The 17,446-nt window shown below is 63.1% G+C and carries 13 protein-coding genes, 2 tRNA genes and 1 pseudogene; all 16 read right to left on the bottom strand.

Annotation, left to right across the window (positions count from 1 at the left end):
- Window positions 1-113: 113 nt before the first annotated feature.
- Window positions 114-187: transfer RNA gene (locus tag OU02_RS03220), tRNA-Arg, on the bottom strand.
- A 57-nt stretch (window positions 188-244) separates the two neighbouring features.
- Window positions 245-318 (bottom strand) — tRNA-Arg (locus OU02_RS03215).
- 95 nt (window positions 319-413) lie between these two features.
- On the bottom strand, window positions 414-1,745 hold the full coding sequence (clpX, locus tag OU02_RS03210) for an ATP-dependent Clp protease ATP-binding subunit ClpX (protein WP_033488739.1): 1,332 nt from the start codon (window positions 1,743-1,745) through the stop codon (window positions 414-416).
- Window positions 1,746-1,848: 103 nt separating this feature from the next.
- Window positions 1,849-2,505 carry an ATP-dependent Clp protease proteolytic subunit gene (locus OU02_RS03205; RefSeq protein WP_033488738.1) on the bottom strand — a complete coding sequence of 219 codons (657 nt, stop codon included), beginning with the start codon at window positions 2,503-2,505 and terminating at the stop codon, window positions 1,849-1,851.
- A gap of 2 nt (window positions 2,506-2,507) precedes the next feature.
- Window positions 2,508-3,095: an ATP-dependent Clp protease proteolytic subunit gene (locus tag OU02_RS03200; protein ID WP_033488737.1), complete on the bottom strand. Its 588-nt coding sequence runs from the start codon at window positions 3,093-3,095 to the stop codon at window positions 2,508-2,510.
- 51 nt (window positions 3,096-3,146) lie between these two features.
- Window positions 3,147-4,466 (bottom strand): chloride channel protein, encoded by a 1,320-nt coding sequence (locus tag OU02_RS03195; protein ID WP_080720517.1) that lies wholly within the window; start codon window positions 4,464-4,466, stop codon window positions 3,147-3,149.
- Window positions 4,467-4,667: 201 nt separating this feature from the next.
- Window positions 4,668-6,056, bottom strand: coding sequence for a trigger factor (gene tig, locus OU02_RS03190; protein ID WP_033488736.1), 1,389 nt, complete (start codon window positions 6,054-6,056; stop codon window positions 4,668-4,670).
- A gap of 49 nt (window positions 6,057-6,105) precedes the next feature.
- Window positions 6,106-7,392 carry an HRDC domain-containing protein gene (locus OU02_RS03185; protein ID WP_033488735.1) on the bottom strand — a complete coding sequence of 429 codons (1,287 nt, stop codon included), beginning with the start codon at window positions 7,390-7,392 and terminating at the stop codon, window positions 6,106-6,108.
- Window positions 7,393-7,499: 107 nt separating this feature from the next.
- Window positions 7,500-8,390: a pyruvate formate-lyase-activating protein gene (gene pflA, locus OU02_RS03180; protein ID WP_033488921.1), complete on the bottom strand. Its 891-nt coding sequence runs from the start codon at window positions 8,388-8,390 to the stop codon at window positions 7,500-7,502.
- Window positions 8,391-8,537: 147 nt separating this feature from the next.
- Window positions 8,538-10,913 (bottom strand): formate C-acetyltransferase, encoded by a 2,376-nt coding sequence (gene pflB / locus OU02_RS03175; protein WP_033488734.1) that lies wholly within the window; start codon window positions 10,911-10,913, stop codon window positions 8,538-8,540.
- A 183-nt stretch (window positions 10,914-11,096) separates the two neighbouring features.
- Window positions 11,097-11,291 carry a hypothetical protein gene (locus OU02_RS03170; protein WP_033488733.1) on the bottom strand — a complete coding sequence of 65 codons (195 nt, stop codon included), beginning with the start codon at window positions 11,289-11,291 and terminating at the stop codon, window positions 11,097-11,099.
- A gap of 61 nt (window positions 11,292-11,352) precedes the next feature.
- On the bottom strand, window positions 11,353-13,047 hold the full coding sequence (locus OU02_RS03165; RefSeq protein ID WP_033488732.1) for an NAD+ synthase: 1,695 nt from the start codon (window positions 13,045-13,047) through the stop codon (window positions 11,353-11,355).
- A gap of 47 nt (window positions 13,048-13,094) precedes the next feature.
- The gene (locus OU02_RS03160; RefSeq protein WP_033488919.1) at window positions 13,095-14,258 is read right to left on the bottom strand and encodes a M20 metallopeptidase family protein; all 1,164 of its coding nucleotides are present in this window, start codon (window positions 14,256-14,258) and stop codon (window positions 13,095-13,097) included.
- 55 nt (window positions 14,259-14,313) lie between these two features.
- Window positions 14,314-15,009 (bottom strand): methionine ABC transporter permease, encoded by a 696-nt coding sequence (locus OU02_RS03155; RefSeq protein WP_101428709.1) that lies wholly within the window; start codon window positions 15,007-15,009, stop codon window positions 14,314-14,316.
- A gap of 5 nt (window positions 15,010-15,014) precedes the next feature.
- Window positions 15,015-16,276, bottom strand: a pseudogene (locus OU02_RS08040) (methionine ABC transporter ATP-binding protein).
- 138 nt (window positions 16,277-16,414) lie between these two features.
- Window positions 16,415-17,398 carry a MetQ/NlpA family ABC transporter substrate-binding protein gene (locus tag OU02_RS03145; protein ID WP_033488731.1) on the bottom strand — a complete coding sequence of 328 codons (984 nt, stop codon included), beginning with the start codon at window positions 17,396-17,398 and terminating at the stop codon, window positions 16,415-16,417.
- Window positions 17,399-17,446 lie beyond the last annotated feature (48 nt).

The raw sequence follows: 17,446 nt of genomic DNA, 5'->3' as shown, positions 1-17,446 counted from the left end.
GCACGCCCTATGCGTCCGCATGCGCCTTCAGTGTAATGCGCTTGTGTGAAATCGGTGGAACGACCCGGAAATTGGCAAACCCCTTGACCGCATACGCGATCAAGGGGTTATTGTGCGCGAGACAGGATTCGAACCTGCGACCTGCTGATCCGTAGTCAGCTGCTCTAATCCACTGGGCTACTCGCGCAGCACCGCTGCGTCCGATGTGACTGACGCTATGCGCGTCTCCACTGCAACGGCCAAGTGCGCGAGACAGGATTCGAACCTGCGACCTGCTGATCCGTAGTCAGCTGCTCTAATCCACTGGGCTACTCGCGCATGTTGCTTGTTTCAGGCAACTCGAAAAAGATATATCACTTTCACAAAAAACTCAAATCTCGGCGTGTCGCCTCGCATTGCACCTTGTGGCGCCCCTATTGGCTGATGCGTAGGAGCGGACGCTGTGCAGGCACATACTGCGGTTCGGCATTGCCATCCACGGCGTTGGCATCCACAATGACCTGCGCGATATCGCTGCGGTTAGGCAATTCGAACATCGTGGTCTCGAGCGTGCGTTCGATGATTGCACGCAGGCCGCGCGCGCCGGTTCCTTTGTCGAGCGAGATTCGGGCGATGCGGTCGATGGCGTCGTCGGTGAAGACCAGGTCCACGCCATCCACTTCGAAGAGTTTGCGGTATTGCTTGACAAGCGCATTGGCCGGCGTGGTCAGGATCTGCCGCAGCTCGTCGATGCCGAGTTCGTCGAGGACGGTGACGACCGGCAGGCGTCCGATGAATTCCGGCAACAGTCCGAATTCCGCCAAATCGTCGGCGGTGACCATCGTCAGCAGGTCCTTGGGATCGTATGCCCTGGTGCGCCATGCGGCGCCGAACCCGGTCTCACGCGCGCCGACCCTGCGTTCGACGATGGCGTCGAGGCCCACAAAGGCGCCACCGCAGATGAACAGGATGTCGCGCGTGTCGATTTCCACGCCATCCGCTTCGCCGCGTTGTTTGCGCGCGCTGTCCATCGGCACATGCACCGTGGTGCCTTCGAGGATCTTGAGCAGCGCCTGCTGCACGCCTTCGCCGGAGACATCGCGCGCCATGACGGTGTTGTCACCGCCCTTGCGTGCGATTTTGTCGATTTCGTCGATGTAGACGATGCCGCGGCGGGCCCTGTCCACATCACCGTCGGCAGCCTGAATGAGCCTGCGCAACACGGTTTCCACGTCGTCGCCCACATAGCCGGCCTCGGTGAGCGTTGTGGCGTCGACGATGACAAAGGGCACCTGCATGGCCTTGGCCAATGTCTGCGCCAGATAGGTCTTGCCCACGCCGGTGGGGCCGAGCAGCAGGATGTTGGATTTGGCCACCTGCACGTCTTCGAGCGGATCGATGATCCGGCGCGCCTCGCCGGTGAGCAGCCCAGGCTCCCGCGTGGCGGAATCATGCACGTCGAGTGCACCGATCCTAGTGCGTTTGAAATGGTTGTAGACCGCCACGCTGAGTGTGCGCTTCGCCGCCTGCTGGCCGATCACATAGCGGTCGAGCACCTCGTTGATCTGGGCGGGTTTGGGCAGGTGTGTGACTTCGAGCCGGGCGTCTTTCGACCGCTCTTCGGCAATGATGTCCACACACAGCGCCACGCATTCATCGCAGATCGCCACGCCTGCGCCGGCGACAAGCCGGCCCACTTCGTGTTCGCTTTTGCCGCAGAACGAGCAGCGTTGCACGCCGTCGTTGTAGCTGACCACCCGTCCCATTGGTCATGCCGTCCTTCCCGTGGGACTGCCGGTGTGTGGCGAGCCGGCACCTCATAGGCGGGCCGGCGCGCCACACATCATGCTGCCATATGCATGGATTGAATCACTGCTTGACGCCGCGCGGTTGCAGCACTTCGTCCACGATGCCATAGTCCTTGGCTTCCTGGGCGGTGAGGAACGTGTCCACTTCGATGTCTTTGCGCACGCGTTCGAGCGGCTGCCCGGTGCGTTCGACAAGCGTGTTCTCGAGCCATTCGCGCATACGGAGCATCTCGCGCGCCTGGATCTCGATCTCGGTGGCCTTGCCGAAGCCCTGGTCGATCGCCGGCTGGTGGATCAGCACACGGGCGTTCGGCAGGATCAGACGCTTGCCCTTGGTGCCTGCCGCGAGCAGGATCGCGGCGGCCGATGCCGCCTGACCGAGGCACACGGTCTGCACGTCGGGCTGGATGTAGTTCATCGTGTCGTAGATTGCCGTCATCGCCGTCATCGAACCACCCGGCGAATTGATGTACATCATCACATCGCGGTTCGGGTCGAGGCTCTCCAGCACGAGCAGCTGGGCCATGATGTCATCGGCCGTCGTGTCGTCGACCTGCACACCCATGAAGATGATGCGGTCGTCGAACAGGCGCGTGTACGGGTTCTGGCGCTTGTAGCCATACGGCGTCTTCTCTTCGAACTCCGGCACGACATACCGGTTCTGCGGCCCGGCGAGACGCTGGGCGCGCGCTACGAATTTCGCTTCTTCAGATGCCATGCTCACTCCTTGGCGGTGTTCATGGTGTCATGCGTGGAGACGAGCTTGTCTACGAAGCCGTAATCGAGCGCCTCCTGCGCAGTGAACCAATGGTCGTATTCGTTGTCGCGGTAGATTTCCTCGACCGTGTGGCCGGTCTGTTCCGCGGTCAGTTCGGCGAGCGTCTTCTTCATGTTCATGATGAGCTCGGCGCTGATGCGCACGTCGGTCGTGGTGCCGCCGATGCCGCCGGAAGGCTGGTGCATCAGCACGCGCGCGTGCGAGGTCAGGAAACGCTTGCCCTTGGTGCCCGAGCTCAGCAGGAACTGTCCCATCGACGCACACATACCGATGCCCACCGTGGCCACGTCCGGTTCGATGAGCTGCATCGTGTCGTAGATCGCCATGCCCGCGGTGATCGAGCCGCCCGGCGAATTGATGTACAGCCAGATGTCGCTCTTCGGGTCCTCCGCGGCGAGCATGAGCATCTGCGCGCAGATGCGGTTCGCCATGTCATCCTTGACTTCCTCGCCCATCCAGATGATGCGGTCCTTGAGCAGACGGTTGAAAATCGGATCGGAGGGACCGGCTGGCATATCGCCTTCGGCCATGGTCGGTGTCAGTATTCCACTCACCTTGTCTCCTTTGCGGTTGTTGTGCAGTTACACATTACTTGTTTCAAACGACGGGAGCCCGTTTCTATTCCCGGCATGGCGCCCCGCCACGAGTGCGCCGGCCAGCGTGGCCACGGCGCAGGCGAGCGCCACGGGCACATAGAGGTTCGACGGCGCCTCGGTGAGTTCCATGACGAGCGTCATCGCCATGAGTGGGGCGTTCTGCGAGGCGCTGAGCAGCGCACAGGCGCCGATGAGCGCATAGACGCCGATCGAATTGGTGCCGAACAGCTGCAGCCAACCAATGCCGAGCACACAGCCCATCGATGCGCCAAGCGCGATGCCAGGTGTCAGCACACCACCGGAGGCGCCTGCACGGATTGTCATCAGCGTGACGACGGCCTTGGCGGCGAACGAAAGCAGCAGGAGCGGGATGAATGCCAGTTCGGGGCGTCCGGCGAACCCCATCTGCGCGGTCGCCCGGCCATTGCCCATGACCTGTGGAATCCAGATGGCGATAAGCGCGGTGACGCATCCGGCGAGCGGCAGCTGCCAGAGGATGGCCGCACCGCTCGCCTTGTGTGATTCGGCCCATTGCGCGCCGCGGCGGAACCATGCGCCGCACACGCCCACAACAAGCCCGGCGATCAATGCGAAACCCATGAGGTCCGGCGTGAAGACGGCGTCCACCTGCCCGATCACATAGAACGTGTGCGTGCCTTTGATCAGCGTGGCGACCCATGCGGCAAGCGCGGCGCATGCGAACGAAAGGCCGACGGTCACGGCGCTCACATTGGCGAGCAGAATCTCCACGGCGAAGAACCCACCGGCGAGCGGTGCATTGTAGACGCCAGCGAGGCCGGCGGCCGCGGCGATGGCGACGACCGTCTGCAGATCGGCACGGTGCAACCCCGTCCACCGGCAGAGCCGTTGCGCGAGCATGGCGCCGAGTTCGCGCGGGGCGACCTCGCGGCCGACGGACAGTCCGCAGCCGACGATGAAGATCTGCAGCAACACATGCGCCACGGTCTGCCATACCGGCATCAGCGTGCCCCGGACCGCCTGCCTCACGGACGGCACTGCCTGCGTTCTGGTGCGCAGCAGCCACCATAGCAGTGCGGCGCATGAGGCACCGATGACGAGCGACAACGCGCGACGCACTGGGTGGGTCGTGAACGGCCCGGGCAATTCGGGTGTTTCCACGAAACCCAAGGCAAGGTGTTCGATGGCGTAGAGCAGCAATGTGAGCGCGCCGGCGCATGCGCCGATGAGCACACCGAGCGCCAGCACCGTGACGATCAATGCGACGGTGCGCGACCCCAGCGGCCTGCGTTCTGGATCGAGGTCATCCCCGCGCGCATCGGCCATCTGGAATTCGTCGTTGTCCCAATGGCCCGCATGCGCCCCGGAGTGCAGTATGGCCGTTCCCTTTGCCGCCACGGTCGTCCCTTTCCATTCGCTGTTGTGGTGATGATATGCAATGGTCCCGCCGGCGCTGTGCTGGCGCGGGCGGGACCATTGCCTTACGGCAGTCAGCCAACCATGATCGGCGGTTCGCCCGCCGGTAGGTCAGGCGTTCTCTTGGTTGGAAGCGTTGAGCGAATCGGCCACAGCTGCGGCGGCAGCGGCGGCGGCAACGGATTCGTTGTCGTCCACGGCGACCTCGGCTTCCGCCTCTTCGGCACCGAGGAACTCGCTCAGGTCGAGCGGCTCACCGTCCACAGTGAACGAGACGGCGCGCATACCGGCGAGCAGACCCTTGGAACGGGCCACTTCCTCGACGGCGGAACCGATCTGGCCGTTGCGCATGATGGCCTGGATGAACTGGTTCGGATCCATGCCGTACTGCTGGGCGATCGACGCGAGGAAGTTGAACACGTCACTCTGCGACACCTCGACGTCCATCTTCTCCGCAAGCGCGTCGAGGACCATCTGGTCTTCGAGCAGCTTGTCCACGGCTTCTTCGGCTTCCTTCTTCTGGTCGTCGGTGGCCTTGTCCTTGTCGGTGCCCATGCTCTGCAGCTGCTGCTCGATCATGTGCTCCTTGACACCCTTCGGCGCCGGGATCTCGAGGCCGTCCTCGATGCGCGCGATGAAGGCGTCGCGGGCCTTGGTGGCCTGCATGCCGAGCGCATCGGATTCGATGTTCTTCTTGATCTCTTCCTTGAGTTCGTCGAGCGTGTCGAACTCGGAGGCTTCCTGCGCGAAGTCATCGTCGAGCTCCGGGAGCTCCTCGGTCTTCACGGAGTTGACCTTGACCTTGACGAGGGCCTTCTCACCTTCGTGTTCGCCGCCTTCCAGCGTGCTTTCGAAGGAGGTCTCCTCGCCTGCGGACAGGCCTTCGAGGGCTTCGTCGAGGCCGTCGAGCATGGTGCCCGAACCGATCTCATAGCTGATGCCCTCCTGCGAATCAACGGACTCACCGTCGATCTGGGCATCGAGGTCAATGTTCACGAAGTCGCCGTTCTGGGCCGGCCGGTCCACACCCACGAGTGTGGCGAAACGCTGGCGCAAGGCCTCAAGGCGGTTGTTCACGTCCTCATCGGTGACCTCGGCCTTCTCGACCTCGATCGTCATGCCGTCAAGGTCCGGCAGCTCGAAATCAGGGCGGCGCTCAACGGTCGCGGTGAACTTGAGCTTCGTGTCGTCGCCCGCGTTCTGGGGCGTGTCCACGACTTCGATCTCCGGCTGCGCCATCGGACGGATCTCCTTGGTCTGCAGCGCCTGCGAATAGAAGTCCGGGATGGCCTTGTTCACGGCTTCGCCGGCGACAGCGCCGAAACCAACGCGTTGGTCGACGAGCTTGCCCGGTACATGGCCCTTACGGAAGCCAGGAACAGTGATCTGCTCGGCGATTTCCTTGCGAGCGGTGTCGAGGTACGGCTCGAACTCTTCCTGATCGATGGTGATAGTGAGCTTGGCCTTGGTCGGCTCTAGATTCCTAACGCTGATTTTCACGCTGTATGCTCCTGATACGTATTGTCAATGCTCTGCCCGAAGGCAACCGTTACATGATACCGCGAGTCAGCGACGCTGCCAACAGATGAATCTGCCATGGGCGGGCGCCTTGTTCCTCCAGGAATCCGGCCACATCGCGCGCACCCGGATCATCGGTCCAGCACAGGTTACGCACAATCTGCGGTTTGAGCAGCACATCCGGCGGTGTATGCGTGTCCTGGGAGACTTGGTTGATGAGCGCCCGGCACGCCTGCAACCGCCTGAAGCGGTCCGGGTGGTGCTTTTGCCAGAGTTTCATGGATTTCGGCGCATTGACCTGCACGGTGGCCCCTTCCGGCGCCGGCATCACCGGCAGTTCGTCCTCGGGCAATTCCAGCGCGCGCTGGATCGCCTGCTTCCACACGCTCGGCTTGACCTTGCGCTGGATCGGCGCATACCGTTCGAACATCTTGTCTTGATCGGTGCCCAGATGCATGCGCACCCGCTCGTTGAGCGACCGGATGGCACGGAATTGTCTGGCGTTGTGTGGTTTGGCTTGTGCGGCTTCGATGATCGACGCATCGGCGAGCAACAGGCTCGGGGCGATGTCGTACCGACGGGCGAGCTCGTCACGTTCGGTCCACAGTTCCTTGGCGATGGCGAGCGCGCGGCGGTCGCGTTGGATCGTGTTGATGTGCGATATGCGCAGCCAAGGCACCGCATGGGGGCGGCGGGGGTGCAGTTCCGTGCGCAGCACATACTCGAACTCCTGGCATGCCCATTCCCATTTGCCCGCGCGTTTGAGGTCGAGCGTCATCTTGTGCGCGAGCGGAATGAGCAGTTCCACGTCGAGCGCTGCATAATTGCGCCAGTCGCGCGGCAGCGGACGGTATGACCAGTCGGCGGCGGAATGTTCTTTCGCCAGTGTCATGGCCAGATAATGCTCGGTCACATAGGCGAGGCCGAAGCGGTGGAGGCCCAGCAGGCGCGCGGCGATCTCCGTGTCGAACAGCGCGTGGGGCGTCAGCGAGAGTTGGGCGAATCCGGGAAGGTCCTGCTTTGCATCGTGCAGGATCCATGTGGCGTCGCCGACGGCGCTGTTGAACATGCCCCAGTCCACGCCGAGCGCATTGAGCGCCATCGGGTCGAGCAATCCGATGCCGGCGCCATCGCGTTTGAATTGGATGAGCCAATCGTCGTGGCCGTAGCGGTATCCCGACGCGCGTTCGGCGTCGGCCGCGAGTGGCCCTTGCGCCGCGGCCAGCCTGTCGCAGTAGTCTTCGAAGCCTTTCAGGGTGTCGGTCACCTGCGGAACGCCTTCCCGGGGTTCCCGCAGCAACACGGGCTCGTCGTTCACGCGCGCTCTCCTTGTTGGTGCATCGGACTGGTCACAGACAAATCATGTAACCACTCCACGACAGTCCATGGCATCGGCCCAGGGCGCGCCACCGGGCGCACAGCCGTTTAATACACAACGAACCCGTAGGATTCGAATTGCTCTTTGACCCGATCCTTGCACGCGCGCGACGGCCCCTTTTGGTCCTCGAGCGGGTATGGGATGCGCATCTCATGCCACTTGGGGCGTCCGAGCTGGTGGAACGGCAGCACGTCGATGTGCTCCACGCTGTCGCCGAAGGACTGGCAGATTCTGGCCACCTTGTCCACGTTCTCCTCGCCGTCGGTCAGACCGGGCACGAGCACGAAGCGCACCCAGATCTTCTTGCCCTTGGCTGCGAGCCGTTGGCCGAAGTCGATCGTGGGTTGCAGCACACCGCCCGTCACCTTCTCATAAATGTCGGGGTCGCCGGATTTGACGTCGAGCAGGCATAGGTCGATGTCGTCGAGCATCTCGTCGGTGTAGTTGCGGTTGAGGAACCCCGAGGTGTCCAGACATGTGTGCACACCCATCTGTTTGGCCGCATGGAACACGCGCGAGACGAAGGCGGGCTGCATCATCGATTCGCCGCCCGAGAACGTGATGCCGCCATGCGTCGCCTTGAACAGATCCGCATAGCGTTCCACTTTCTTGATCATGGCGTCAAGGAACACCGGCTTGCCGTCGCGCATCTTCCATGTGTCCGGGTTCTGGCAGTACTGGCACCGCAATGGGCAACCGCTCATGAACACCGTCATACGCGTGCCCGGACCATCGACCGAAGTATTGATGTCCCATGAATGCACGAAGCCGATGTCGCCGGTCTTCAGCGCGCGGATGCGGTCGCGCCGGTCAAGGCCGACCGGTGATTCGAAGCCGGACAAGCCGCCCATAAGCGTTTGGCTGGCGTATTCCTTCGATGTTTTGAGCATGTGCTGTGTTGTCGTGCGGAACCCGTTGCCCTGCGCGTTGTTCTCCATGCCGGTCACCTCCATTGGCGCTAAGGCCCCTTTTCACCTTACGGTGGCGTACGGGGGCCAGCGTATTGTTCATCGATTGCGTAACCAATCGCAAAGGGCGGAGCCAATGGCCCCGCCCCTCATGCGTTCACGTCAGCCGGTCAGGCGTCAGTCCTCCACGGCACCCTGATGGAAGGTGCGCGAGATGACGTCGAGTTGCTGCTCCTTGGTGAGCTTGACGAAGTTCACCGCGTAGCCGGAGACGCGCACGGTCAGGTGCGGGTACTTCTCCGGGTGTTCCACGGCGTCTTCGAGCTGCTCCTTGCGCAGCACGTTGATGTTCGCGTGGTACAGGCCGTGGCCGTTGCCCGCGTCGAGGATGCCCACCAGGTTGTTGATGCGCTCGTCCTCGTCACGGCCCAAGCCATCGGGGGTGATCGTATTCGTCAGCGAGATGCCGTCAAGCGCATCGTTGTAGTCGATCTTGCCGACCGAGAACATCGACGGGAGCATGCCGTGCGAATCCATGCCGTTCTCCGGGTTCGCGCCCGGCGCGTACGGCGTTCCCTTGACGTGGCCCGAGGGGAACGAACCGGTGTTCTTGCCGTATTCCACGTTCGAGGTGATTGTCAGGATCGACTGCGTCGGCACGGCGCCACGGTAGACCGGCAGGCGCTTGACCTGGCCCATGACCGTGGAAACGACCCACTTGGCGATGTCGTCGGCGCGGTCATCGTCGTTGCCGTAGAGCGGGAACTCGCCTTCGGTGCGGTAGCCGACGATCAGGTCGTCATCGGCACCCTCGACGTACTCGAACTCATGGCCCGGCATGTCCTTGGCGTCCTTGTTGTAGATCGGGTACACCTTGGCATACTTGCAGGCCGAAAGCGAATCCGCCGCGATCGACAGGCCAGACATGCCGCAGCCGAGCGTGCGGTAGACCTCGCGGTCGTGCAGCGCCATTTCGATCGACTCGTATGCATACTTATCGTGCATGTAGTGGATGATGTTGAGCGCCTCGACGTAGGTCTCCGAAAGCCATTCGAGAGCCTTCTCGTAGTTCGCCTTGACCTTCTCGTAATCCAGGGAGCCGTCGGCTTCCGGCGTGATCGGCTCGATGTGGCCCTTGTCGATGACCTGCTGGCCGGTCATTTCGTCACGGCCGCCGTTGATCGCGTACAGGAGCGCCTTGGCGGAGTTCACACGGGCCGCGAAGAACTGCATCTGCTTGCCCACGCGCATCGGCGAGACGCAGCATGCGATGGCGGCGTCGTCACCCCAGTGCGAACGGATCTCCTTGTCGGACTCATACTGGATGGCCGAGGTGTCGATCGAGATCTTGGCGCAGAAGCGCTTGTAGCCTTCCGGCAGCTTCGGATCCCAGAAAATCGTGATGTTCGGCTCAGGGCCCGGTCCAAGGTGCTCGAGCGTCAGCGTGTTGAGCAGACGGAACGAGGTCTTCGTGACGAGCGTGCGGCCGTCGTCGCCGAAACCGGCGTCGGACCAGGTCGCCCAGTACGGGTCGCCCGAGAAGATCGAATCGTAGTCCTTGGTGCGCAGGAAGCGCACGATGCGCAGCTTCATCACCAGGTTGTCGATGATCTCCTGGGCGTCCTGCTCGGTGATCTTGCCACTCTTGAGGTCGCGCTCGAAGTAGATGTCGAAGAACGTGGAGACACGGCCGAAGCTCATCGCAGCGCCGTCCTGGCTCTTGACGGAGGCCAGATAGCCCATGTAGGTCCACTGCACGGCTTCCTGAGCGTTCATCGCCGGGCGCGCCAGATCCAGGCCGTATTCCTTGCCCAGGTTGATGAGCTTCTTGAGGGCCTTGATCTGCTCGTCATGCTCTTCGCGGTAACGGATCCAGTGCTCGATCTCGGTCTCCGAGAAATCGTTGCGGTATGGGATCGCGTCCTTGTCGCGCTGCTTGAACTTGATCAGCGCGTCCACGCCGTACAGGGCCACACGGCGGTAATCGCCGATGATGCGGCCGCGGCCGTAGGCATCCGGCAGGCCGGTGAGGATCTTGTTGTGGCGGGCGAGCTTGATGTTCTTGGTGTACACGCCGAACACACCGTCGTTGTGCGTCTTGCGGTACTTGGTGAAGATCTCCTTGATCTTCGGATCCGGTTCCTTGCCGGCTTCCTTGATGGCCTGCTCGACCATGCGCCAGCCACCGTTCGGCATCATCGCGCGCTTGCAGGGCTCATCGGTCTGCAGGCCGACGATCACGTTGTCCACCTCGGCGGAATCGATGTAGCCAGCGGGGAACGCGTCCACATCCGCCGGGGTGTGGGTGTCCACGTCGTACACGCGCTGCTTGCGCTCGACAGCCAGGTAATTGTCGTCCAGGTACTTCCACAGATGCTTCGTCTTGTCGGTGGCGTCGGCAAGGAAGGATTCGTCACCTTCGTACGGGGTGTAGTTCTTCTGGATAAAGTCGCGGACGTCGATGTCCTTCTCCCAGTTGCCCGGCACAAAACCTTCCCAGGCCTGCTCCTTGACGTCTTCTGGGGAGAGAGCGGTCGCATCAACTGCTGCCATTGGTACTCCTTGATATCGGTTATCTTTTGCCCGGCGCGTCTTCGTGCCGTCGACACTTCCATCGTACGCGTCCGGCGTGTGAAAAAGGCGCCAAAACCGCGTGAGCTAGCTCACAATCGCCTGTTTTGGCTGTGAGCTAGCTCACGAACGGCATGGATGCCGGGCGTCAGGCTCCTCCGGGGCCTACTTGGTGCCCCAGCTGTTCCACTGGTGGTCTTCGTCGTCCCACTGCTTGTTGCGTGCCTGGGCGGTCTTCAACGCGTCCATCGCGGCTTCGCGCGTGGGGTACGGTCCGATCCGGTTCTGCATCGGCGACTGCGGCCCGAGTTCCACTTCGCCGGTCGCCGTGTTGTAATACCACTGCTGTGCATCTGTCATGATTGAGTCCTTTCCTCAGAGATGTCCACACGGACGCGCGGCCGCACGTCCGTTATCCGCGCTATTCACGAAACGCGCTCGTGACGGGCAGGCGGCGGTCGCGTCCGAACGCGAGCGCGCTGACCTTCGGCCCGAGCGGATACTGGCGGCGCTTCCATTCGGCACGGTCGACAAGGCGCATGACCGTCGAGACGATTTCGTCGTCGAATCCGTCAGCGAGCAGATCGGCACGGCCATGTGCATGTTCGATGTATGCCTCGAGCACGCGGTCGAGCAGCTCGTACTGCGGCAGCGAATCGCTGTCTTTCTGCCCCGGGCGCAGTTCGGCGCTGGGGGCCTTCGTGATCGAGTTGACGGGGATCATCACGCCGTCGGGCAACTGCACGCCGGCATTCGCGGACTCATTGCCCACGATGCGCAATCCGCCGACGCCCATGCCCGCGGCGGCGGCGCTGTTGCGCCAGCGCGCCAACTGCCAGACCTTGGTCTTGAATACGTCTTTGATCGGCGCATAGCCGCCCACGGCGTCACCGTAGATCGTCGAATAGCCACAGGCGAGCTCGGACTTGTTGCCGGTGGCGAGCGCGAGCACGCCCTTGGAGTTCGAGTAGGCCATGACGATCACGCCGCGGATGCGCGCCTGCAGGTTCTCCGCGGACACGCCGTCCAGCGCGAGCTGCCGTTGGAACGCCTCGTACATCGGCTTGATCGGCTGCACGTCGTAGTGCGCGCCGATGTTGGCGGCGAGGTCGGCGGCGTCATCTTTTGAGCCCTGCGACGAATACATGCTCGGCATCGAGATGCCGTACACATTGCCGCCTCCCACGGCGTCGGCCGCCATGGCCGCCACGAGGGCCGAGTCGATGCCTCCGGACAACCCCAGGCACACCCCCGTGAAGCCGTTCTTGGCCATGTAGTCCTTGAGACCCAACACGCATGCGGTGTACACCTCTTCGTCGGGGTCCATGCGCGGCGCGACCTTGCACGCCTCCTGACGGTCGCGGTCCGTGTCGAGGGTGAAGTATGCAAGGTCCTCCATGAACATCGGCGAGCGTTGGAGCAGCGTGCCGTCCGCATCCACCACGAATGTGCCGCCATCGAAGACGAGGTCGTCCTGCCCGCCCACCTGATTCACATAGATCATCGGCGCATGCACTTCGGCGGCGCGCCTGCGGGCCAGATCGAGCCGGGTCTGGGTTTTGCCTTCTTCGTACGGCGATCCGTTGATCGTCAGCAGCACATCGATGTGCTCCGTGGCGAGTTCGGCGACCGGCCCGCCGTCTTGCCAGATGTCTTCGCAGATCGCCAATCCCACGCGCACGCCGTCTATGGTGAGCACGGTATGCCGCTCACCGGCGGAGAAGATCCGGAATTCGTCGAACACACCGTAATTGGGCAGGAAGTGCTTGTCGTACCCGGCCCACACCAAGCCGCCGTGCAGCACCACAAGGCGGTTGCGCGGCTTGCCGTTGGCGTGGTCGGTGCCCACGGTGCCCACCACCACGTACAGGCCGCCCATGCCTTCTTCGTCCAATTGCGCTGCCAGTTCGTTGGCCGTGTTCCACGCGGCTTCGCGGAAGGTGGCGCGCAGGGCAAGGTCTTCGATCGGATAGCCGGTCAGGGTCATCTCCGGAAAGACGACGATGTCGGCGCGTTCACGCGCCATGCGGGTGGTTGCGATGACTTTTGCGGCGTTGCCGTCCAGATCGCCCACGCAGGTGTCGATCTGCGCAAGCGCGAAACGTATTGTGCTCATGCTCCCCTAGTGTATCCGCTCGCCACGCGTTACGCGCTTCGAATGACTCACCGGGCGCCGCTTATGCGCAGGGCGTCAAGCACGTCGAGTGCGGCGTTCGCATAGAAGTCGGCGCCGGTGCGCACCGTCTCGTCAAACCCCACGAAGCGCGGGCTATGCCAATCGGCGCATCCGGGCGTGCCGTTCGACCCGACGAACGCGAACACCGGACGCGTGACCTTGGCGTATTCGGCGAAGTCCTCACCGGCCATCGACGGGATGATTGGCGCGGGGTCCGCATACTGCGGGATATGCATGCACACCGGTTCGATGAGCAGGGGGTCGCTGACGAGCGGGTCCTGGAAGTCATCCCAGTCCACGCTTGCGCCGATGCCGTATGCCGCCGCCGTCTGTTCGACGATCGTGCGGAACCGCTCGGCAGCCATATCGCCGTCCTCGCGGTGGAAATAGCGTACGGTGCCTTGGAAGCCGGCTTCTGCGGGCACGACGTTCCACACATCGCCGCCGTGCACTTCGGTCACCGAGACGACGAGCGGGTGGAACGGCGTGACGTTGCGGCTCACAATGGTCTGCAGTCCCATGATCATCGCGGCCATCGCCTCGAGCGGACCGGTGCCTTTGTGCGGATAACCGGCATGGGTGCCCTGCGCGTGCAGGGTGACCCTGAAGCGCACACAACCGGCCATCATGGGGTCGGTGCCTGCGGCGAGCACGCCAGGCGCGTAATTGGGGTTGTTGTGCGTGCCGATGATCGCTTCGACCCCATCGACGAGGCCGGCGTCGATCACGGCGCGCGCGCCGAGTCCTAGCTCTTCGGCGGGTTGGAAGATGATGCGCACCGTACCGCCGATCAGATCCCGGTGATCACCCAACCAGAACACCGCGCCGAGCAGGCTCGCCATATGCAGGTCGTGGCCGCAGCCGTGCATGACCCCGGGGTTGACGGACGCGAAATCGAGTCCGGAATCCTCGTGGATCGGCAGGCCGTCGATGTCGGCGCGCAATGCGACCGTAGGGCCGGGGTGCTCGCCGGTGATCTGCGCCACGACGCCGGTCTCCATCGGATTCGCGAGCACATCCACCCCGTGCCCGCGCAGGACGCGCTCCAGATAGGCGCTCGTCTCGACTTCGTGGAACGAGCGTTCCGGGTGCGCGTGCAAGTGGCGGCGGATGGCGATGAGCTCATCGGTGAGCGCGATGTGCGCGGTGATGGATTCCATCATGGGGTCCTTTCGGCCAGTGGATGACTGCGGTTCATGGGCGCGCTCAGTGGCGCAGCAGGCGCTTGGCGATGGCGTTGGCGAGGGCTTGCACGACCTGCACCAGCACGATCATGATGATCACGGCCGTCCATGTGACGGTCTGGTCAAACTTCTGGTAGCCATAGGCGATGGCGAAGTTGCCGAGACCGCCACCGCCGATGTACCCGGCCATGGCCGACATGTCGAGCACGCCGATGAACAGGAACGCGTAGGCCAGAATGAGCGGGGCGAGCGCCTCGGGGATGAGCACGGTGCGGATGATCGTGAGCTTCGAGGCACCCATCGCGCGTGCCGCCTCGATCACGCCGTGGTCAACCGGCACGAGATTCTGCTCCACAAGGCGTGACGTGGCGAAGGTGCACATCACGATCATCGGGAAGATCGCCGCCGTGGTGCCGATCGACGTTCCCACCACCTTGATTGTGAGCGGCTGCATGGCCGCCAGGAAGATGATGAATGGGATCGGGCGGATGATGTTCACCAGAATGTCGAGGATGCGGTAGACGACGCGGTTCTCGAACAGGTTGCCGGGGCGCGTGCCGTACAGGATGACGCCGAGCACAAGGCCGAGCGCGCCACCGATCACAATCGTCACCAGCACCATCTGCAGGGTCTGCACAACCGATTGTGCCAGCAACGGCCGCAGCACGGTCCAGTCGCTGCGGCTCGCCAACGCCACACCTGTCTGTATGGTCAGCATCTGCATCATGCACGCTCCTTGTTCTCGGATTGCTCGTCTTCGGGGTTCATCTCCACCACGTCATCGACCTGTTCGAGCATCCCCACGTCGGTGGCAAGGGTGCGCGCATCGCTGTCCGCATCGGTGCCCCCATCGGGTACGGCGAGCTGCGCGCGCGCCACCGCCTGCGCATAGTCGACCGGGGCGGCGCGTGTGCCGAAGTCCACGATGTCGCTGTCTTGCGCAAGCTGCGCGAGGAAGCGCTCGGTGTTCGCCTCGTCGCCGGTGAACTCATACGTGACCGCGCCGATCGCCACGCCCTGCACGGTGTCGATGCCTCCGTACAGCAGGCTGCTGTGCATGCCGTAGTGCGCGATGAGCTCGGAGATGTTCTGCCCGGATGCCGGCACAATCGTGGCGCCGCTGGCGTCGGTGATGTCACGCTGGCGGATCACGACGGTCACGAGTCGGCCGGGCCATTGTTCGCGCATCGCCTCGACGCGCGCAGGGTCGGGCAGCCCGTCCATGGCCGTGGCGATGAACCGCTTGGTCACCTCCTGCTTCGGCGCGGCGAACAGGTCATACACATCGCCCTGCTCGACGACCTTGCCCCCGCTCATCACGGCCACGCGGTTCGCGATCTGCTGCACGACGTTCATCTGGTGCGTGATGAGTATACGATCGTAATGCCGAACTGTTCGTTCACGCGCTTGAGCAGATCGAGCACCTCGGACGTCGTCTCGGGGTCGAGCGCACTCGTCGCCTCGTCGGCGAGCAGGATCTTCGGATTCGTCGCCAGCGCGCGCGCAATGCCGACGCGCTGCTTCTGGCCGCCGGAGAGTTGGGAGGGGTATTTTCCGGCGTGGTCGGAAAGCCCCACGAATTCGAGCAGCTCCGCCACGCGCTTGTCTTGGTAATCCTTGCGCCAGTGGTCGAGTTTCAACGGGTAGGCCACGTTCTGTGCGACCGTTTTGCTGGAGAAGAGATTGAACTGCTGGAAGATCATGCCGATCTTCTGGCGCACTGGCCGCAATTTCGATTCGCTCATCGACGAGACGCGCTCGCCGAGCACGGTGACCGATCCGCTTGTGGGCTGTTCAAGCGCGTTGATCATGCGCACGAGCGTGGATTTGCCGGCGCCCGAATACCCGATGATGCCGAAGATGTCGCCGGCGTCTATGCTCAACGACACGTCGTCCACGGCGCGCATCGGCTGTTTGGAGCCGCGCTGCCGGAACTCCTTGCTCACATGGTCGAACACGATGATCGGTTCGCTCGTCTGCGTCATAATACTGCCTTCCACCTGATGGCCCGGCCGCGTGTGCAGGCCGCGGCCGACGTGTGACGATGCTACAACAGTGGGGCCGAACGGCCCGTGCGCCATTGTAGCGAACGGTGCCGCTCGGCCCCACTGCGGGCACGGGCGTCAGTGCTGCTTGATGTCGTTTTCGATGTCCTTGAGGTACTGCTGCAACTGCGCCGTGGTGAACTTGTCGGCGAACACGGCGGTGCCGCCGGATTCCTCCTGCAGCGCGTCGAGCACCGGCTTCGTCTGGTAGATTTCGACGCACTTCTTGTACACTTCGTTGTCCACATCATCGGCGCGCACGGCGAAGATGTTGATGTACGGGCGGGATTCCTCGGATTCCGCGTCGTCCTGGTAGAGGGCGTCGGTGGGCTTGAGGCCGGCGTCGGCCACGTAATCGTTGTTGATCACGCCGGCGGACAGGTCGCTTGAGCCGGCTTTGAGCGTGTTGGCGATTTGTTCGGCCTTCATGGGGACGACCTTGACCTTGGAGTTCGCGGTGTCCACGTCCTGCGGAATCGTGAACGCGGTCCAGTCACCCTTGAGCGTGATGAGTCCCGCCGCCTTGAGCACGCCGAGTGCGCGCGCCTGATTGGTCTCGTCGTTCGGGATCGCCACCGTGGAGCCGGCGGGCAGCTGCGAGATGTCGGTGTACTTGGGCTTGTCGCCGTCGAACGCCGAATACACGCCGAGCGGGTAGATCGCCACGCCGCCGAGCGGCTGCAGGTTCTTCTTGTTCTGCACATTGTAGTTCGCCAGATACAGCAGGTGCTGGAACTCGTTCATGTCGAGGTCGCCCGCGTCGAGCGCCGGGTTTTCGCTCGTGTAGTCCTGGAAATCCTTGATGTCGACGTAGATGCCCTGGGCCTTGGCCTGTTTGGTGAATTCCACCCACTGCGGGTCGGTGGCGCCGACCACACCGATTACGACCGGGTTCGTCTCCGAGCCCTTCGGCGCGTTGTCGTTCTTGTTCATGGCGCGGTATCCGAAGAACGCGGCCACGGCGAGCGCCACGACCACCACGACTGCGATCACGATGTTGCGTACGCGGTGGTTGACGCGCACCGGTTCCTCGGTATTGAACTGTGGGGTGTTGGATGACATGGTGTTCCTCTGTGCTGGGTTGGGTATCTTCTACACTTCTTCCGGCGT

Source organism: Bifidobacterium pseudolongum subsp. pseudolongum DSM 20099, from assembly GCF_000771225.1.
In the GTDB taxonomy this organism is placed as follows: Bacteria; Actinomycetota; Actinomycetes; order Actinomycetales; family Bifidobacteriaceae; genus Bifidobacterium; species Bifidobacterium pseudolongum.
This window is presented reverse-complemented; position numbering and strand designations above follow the sequence as displayed.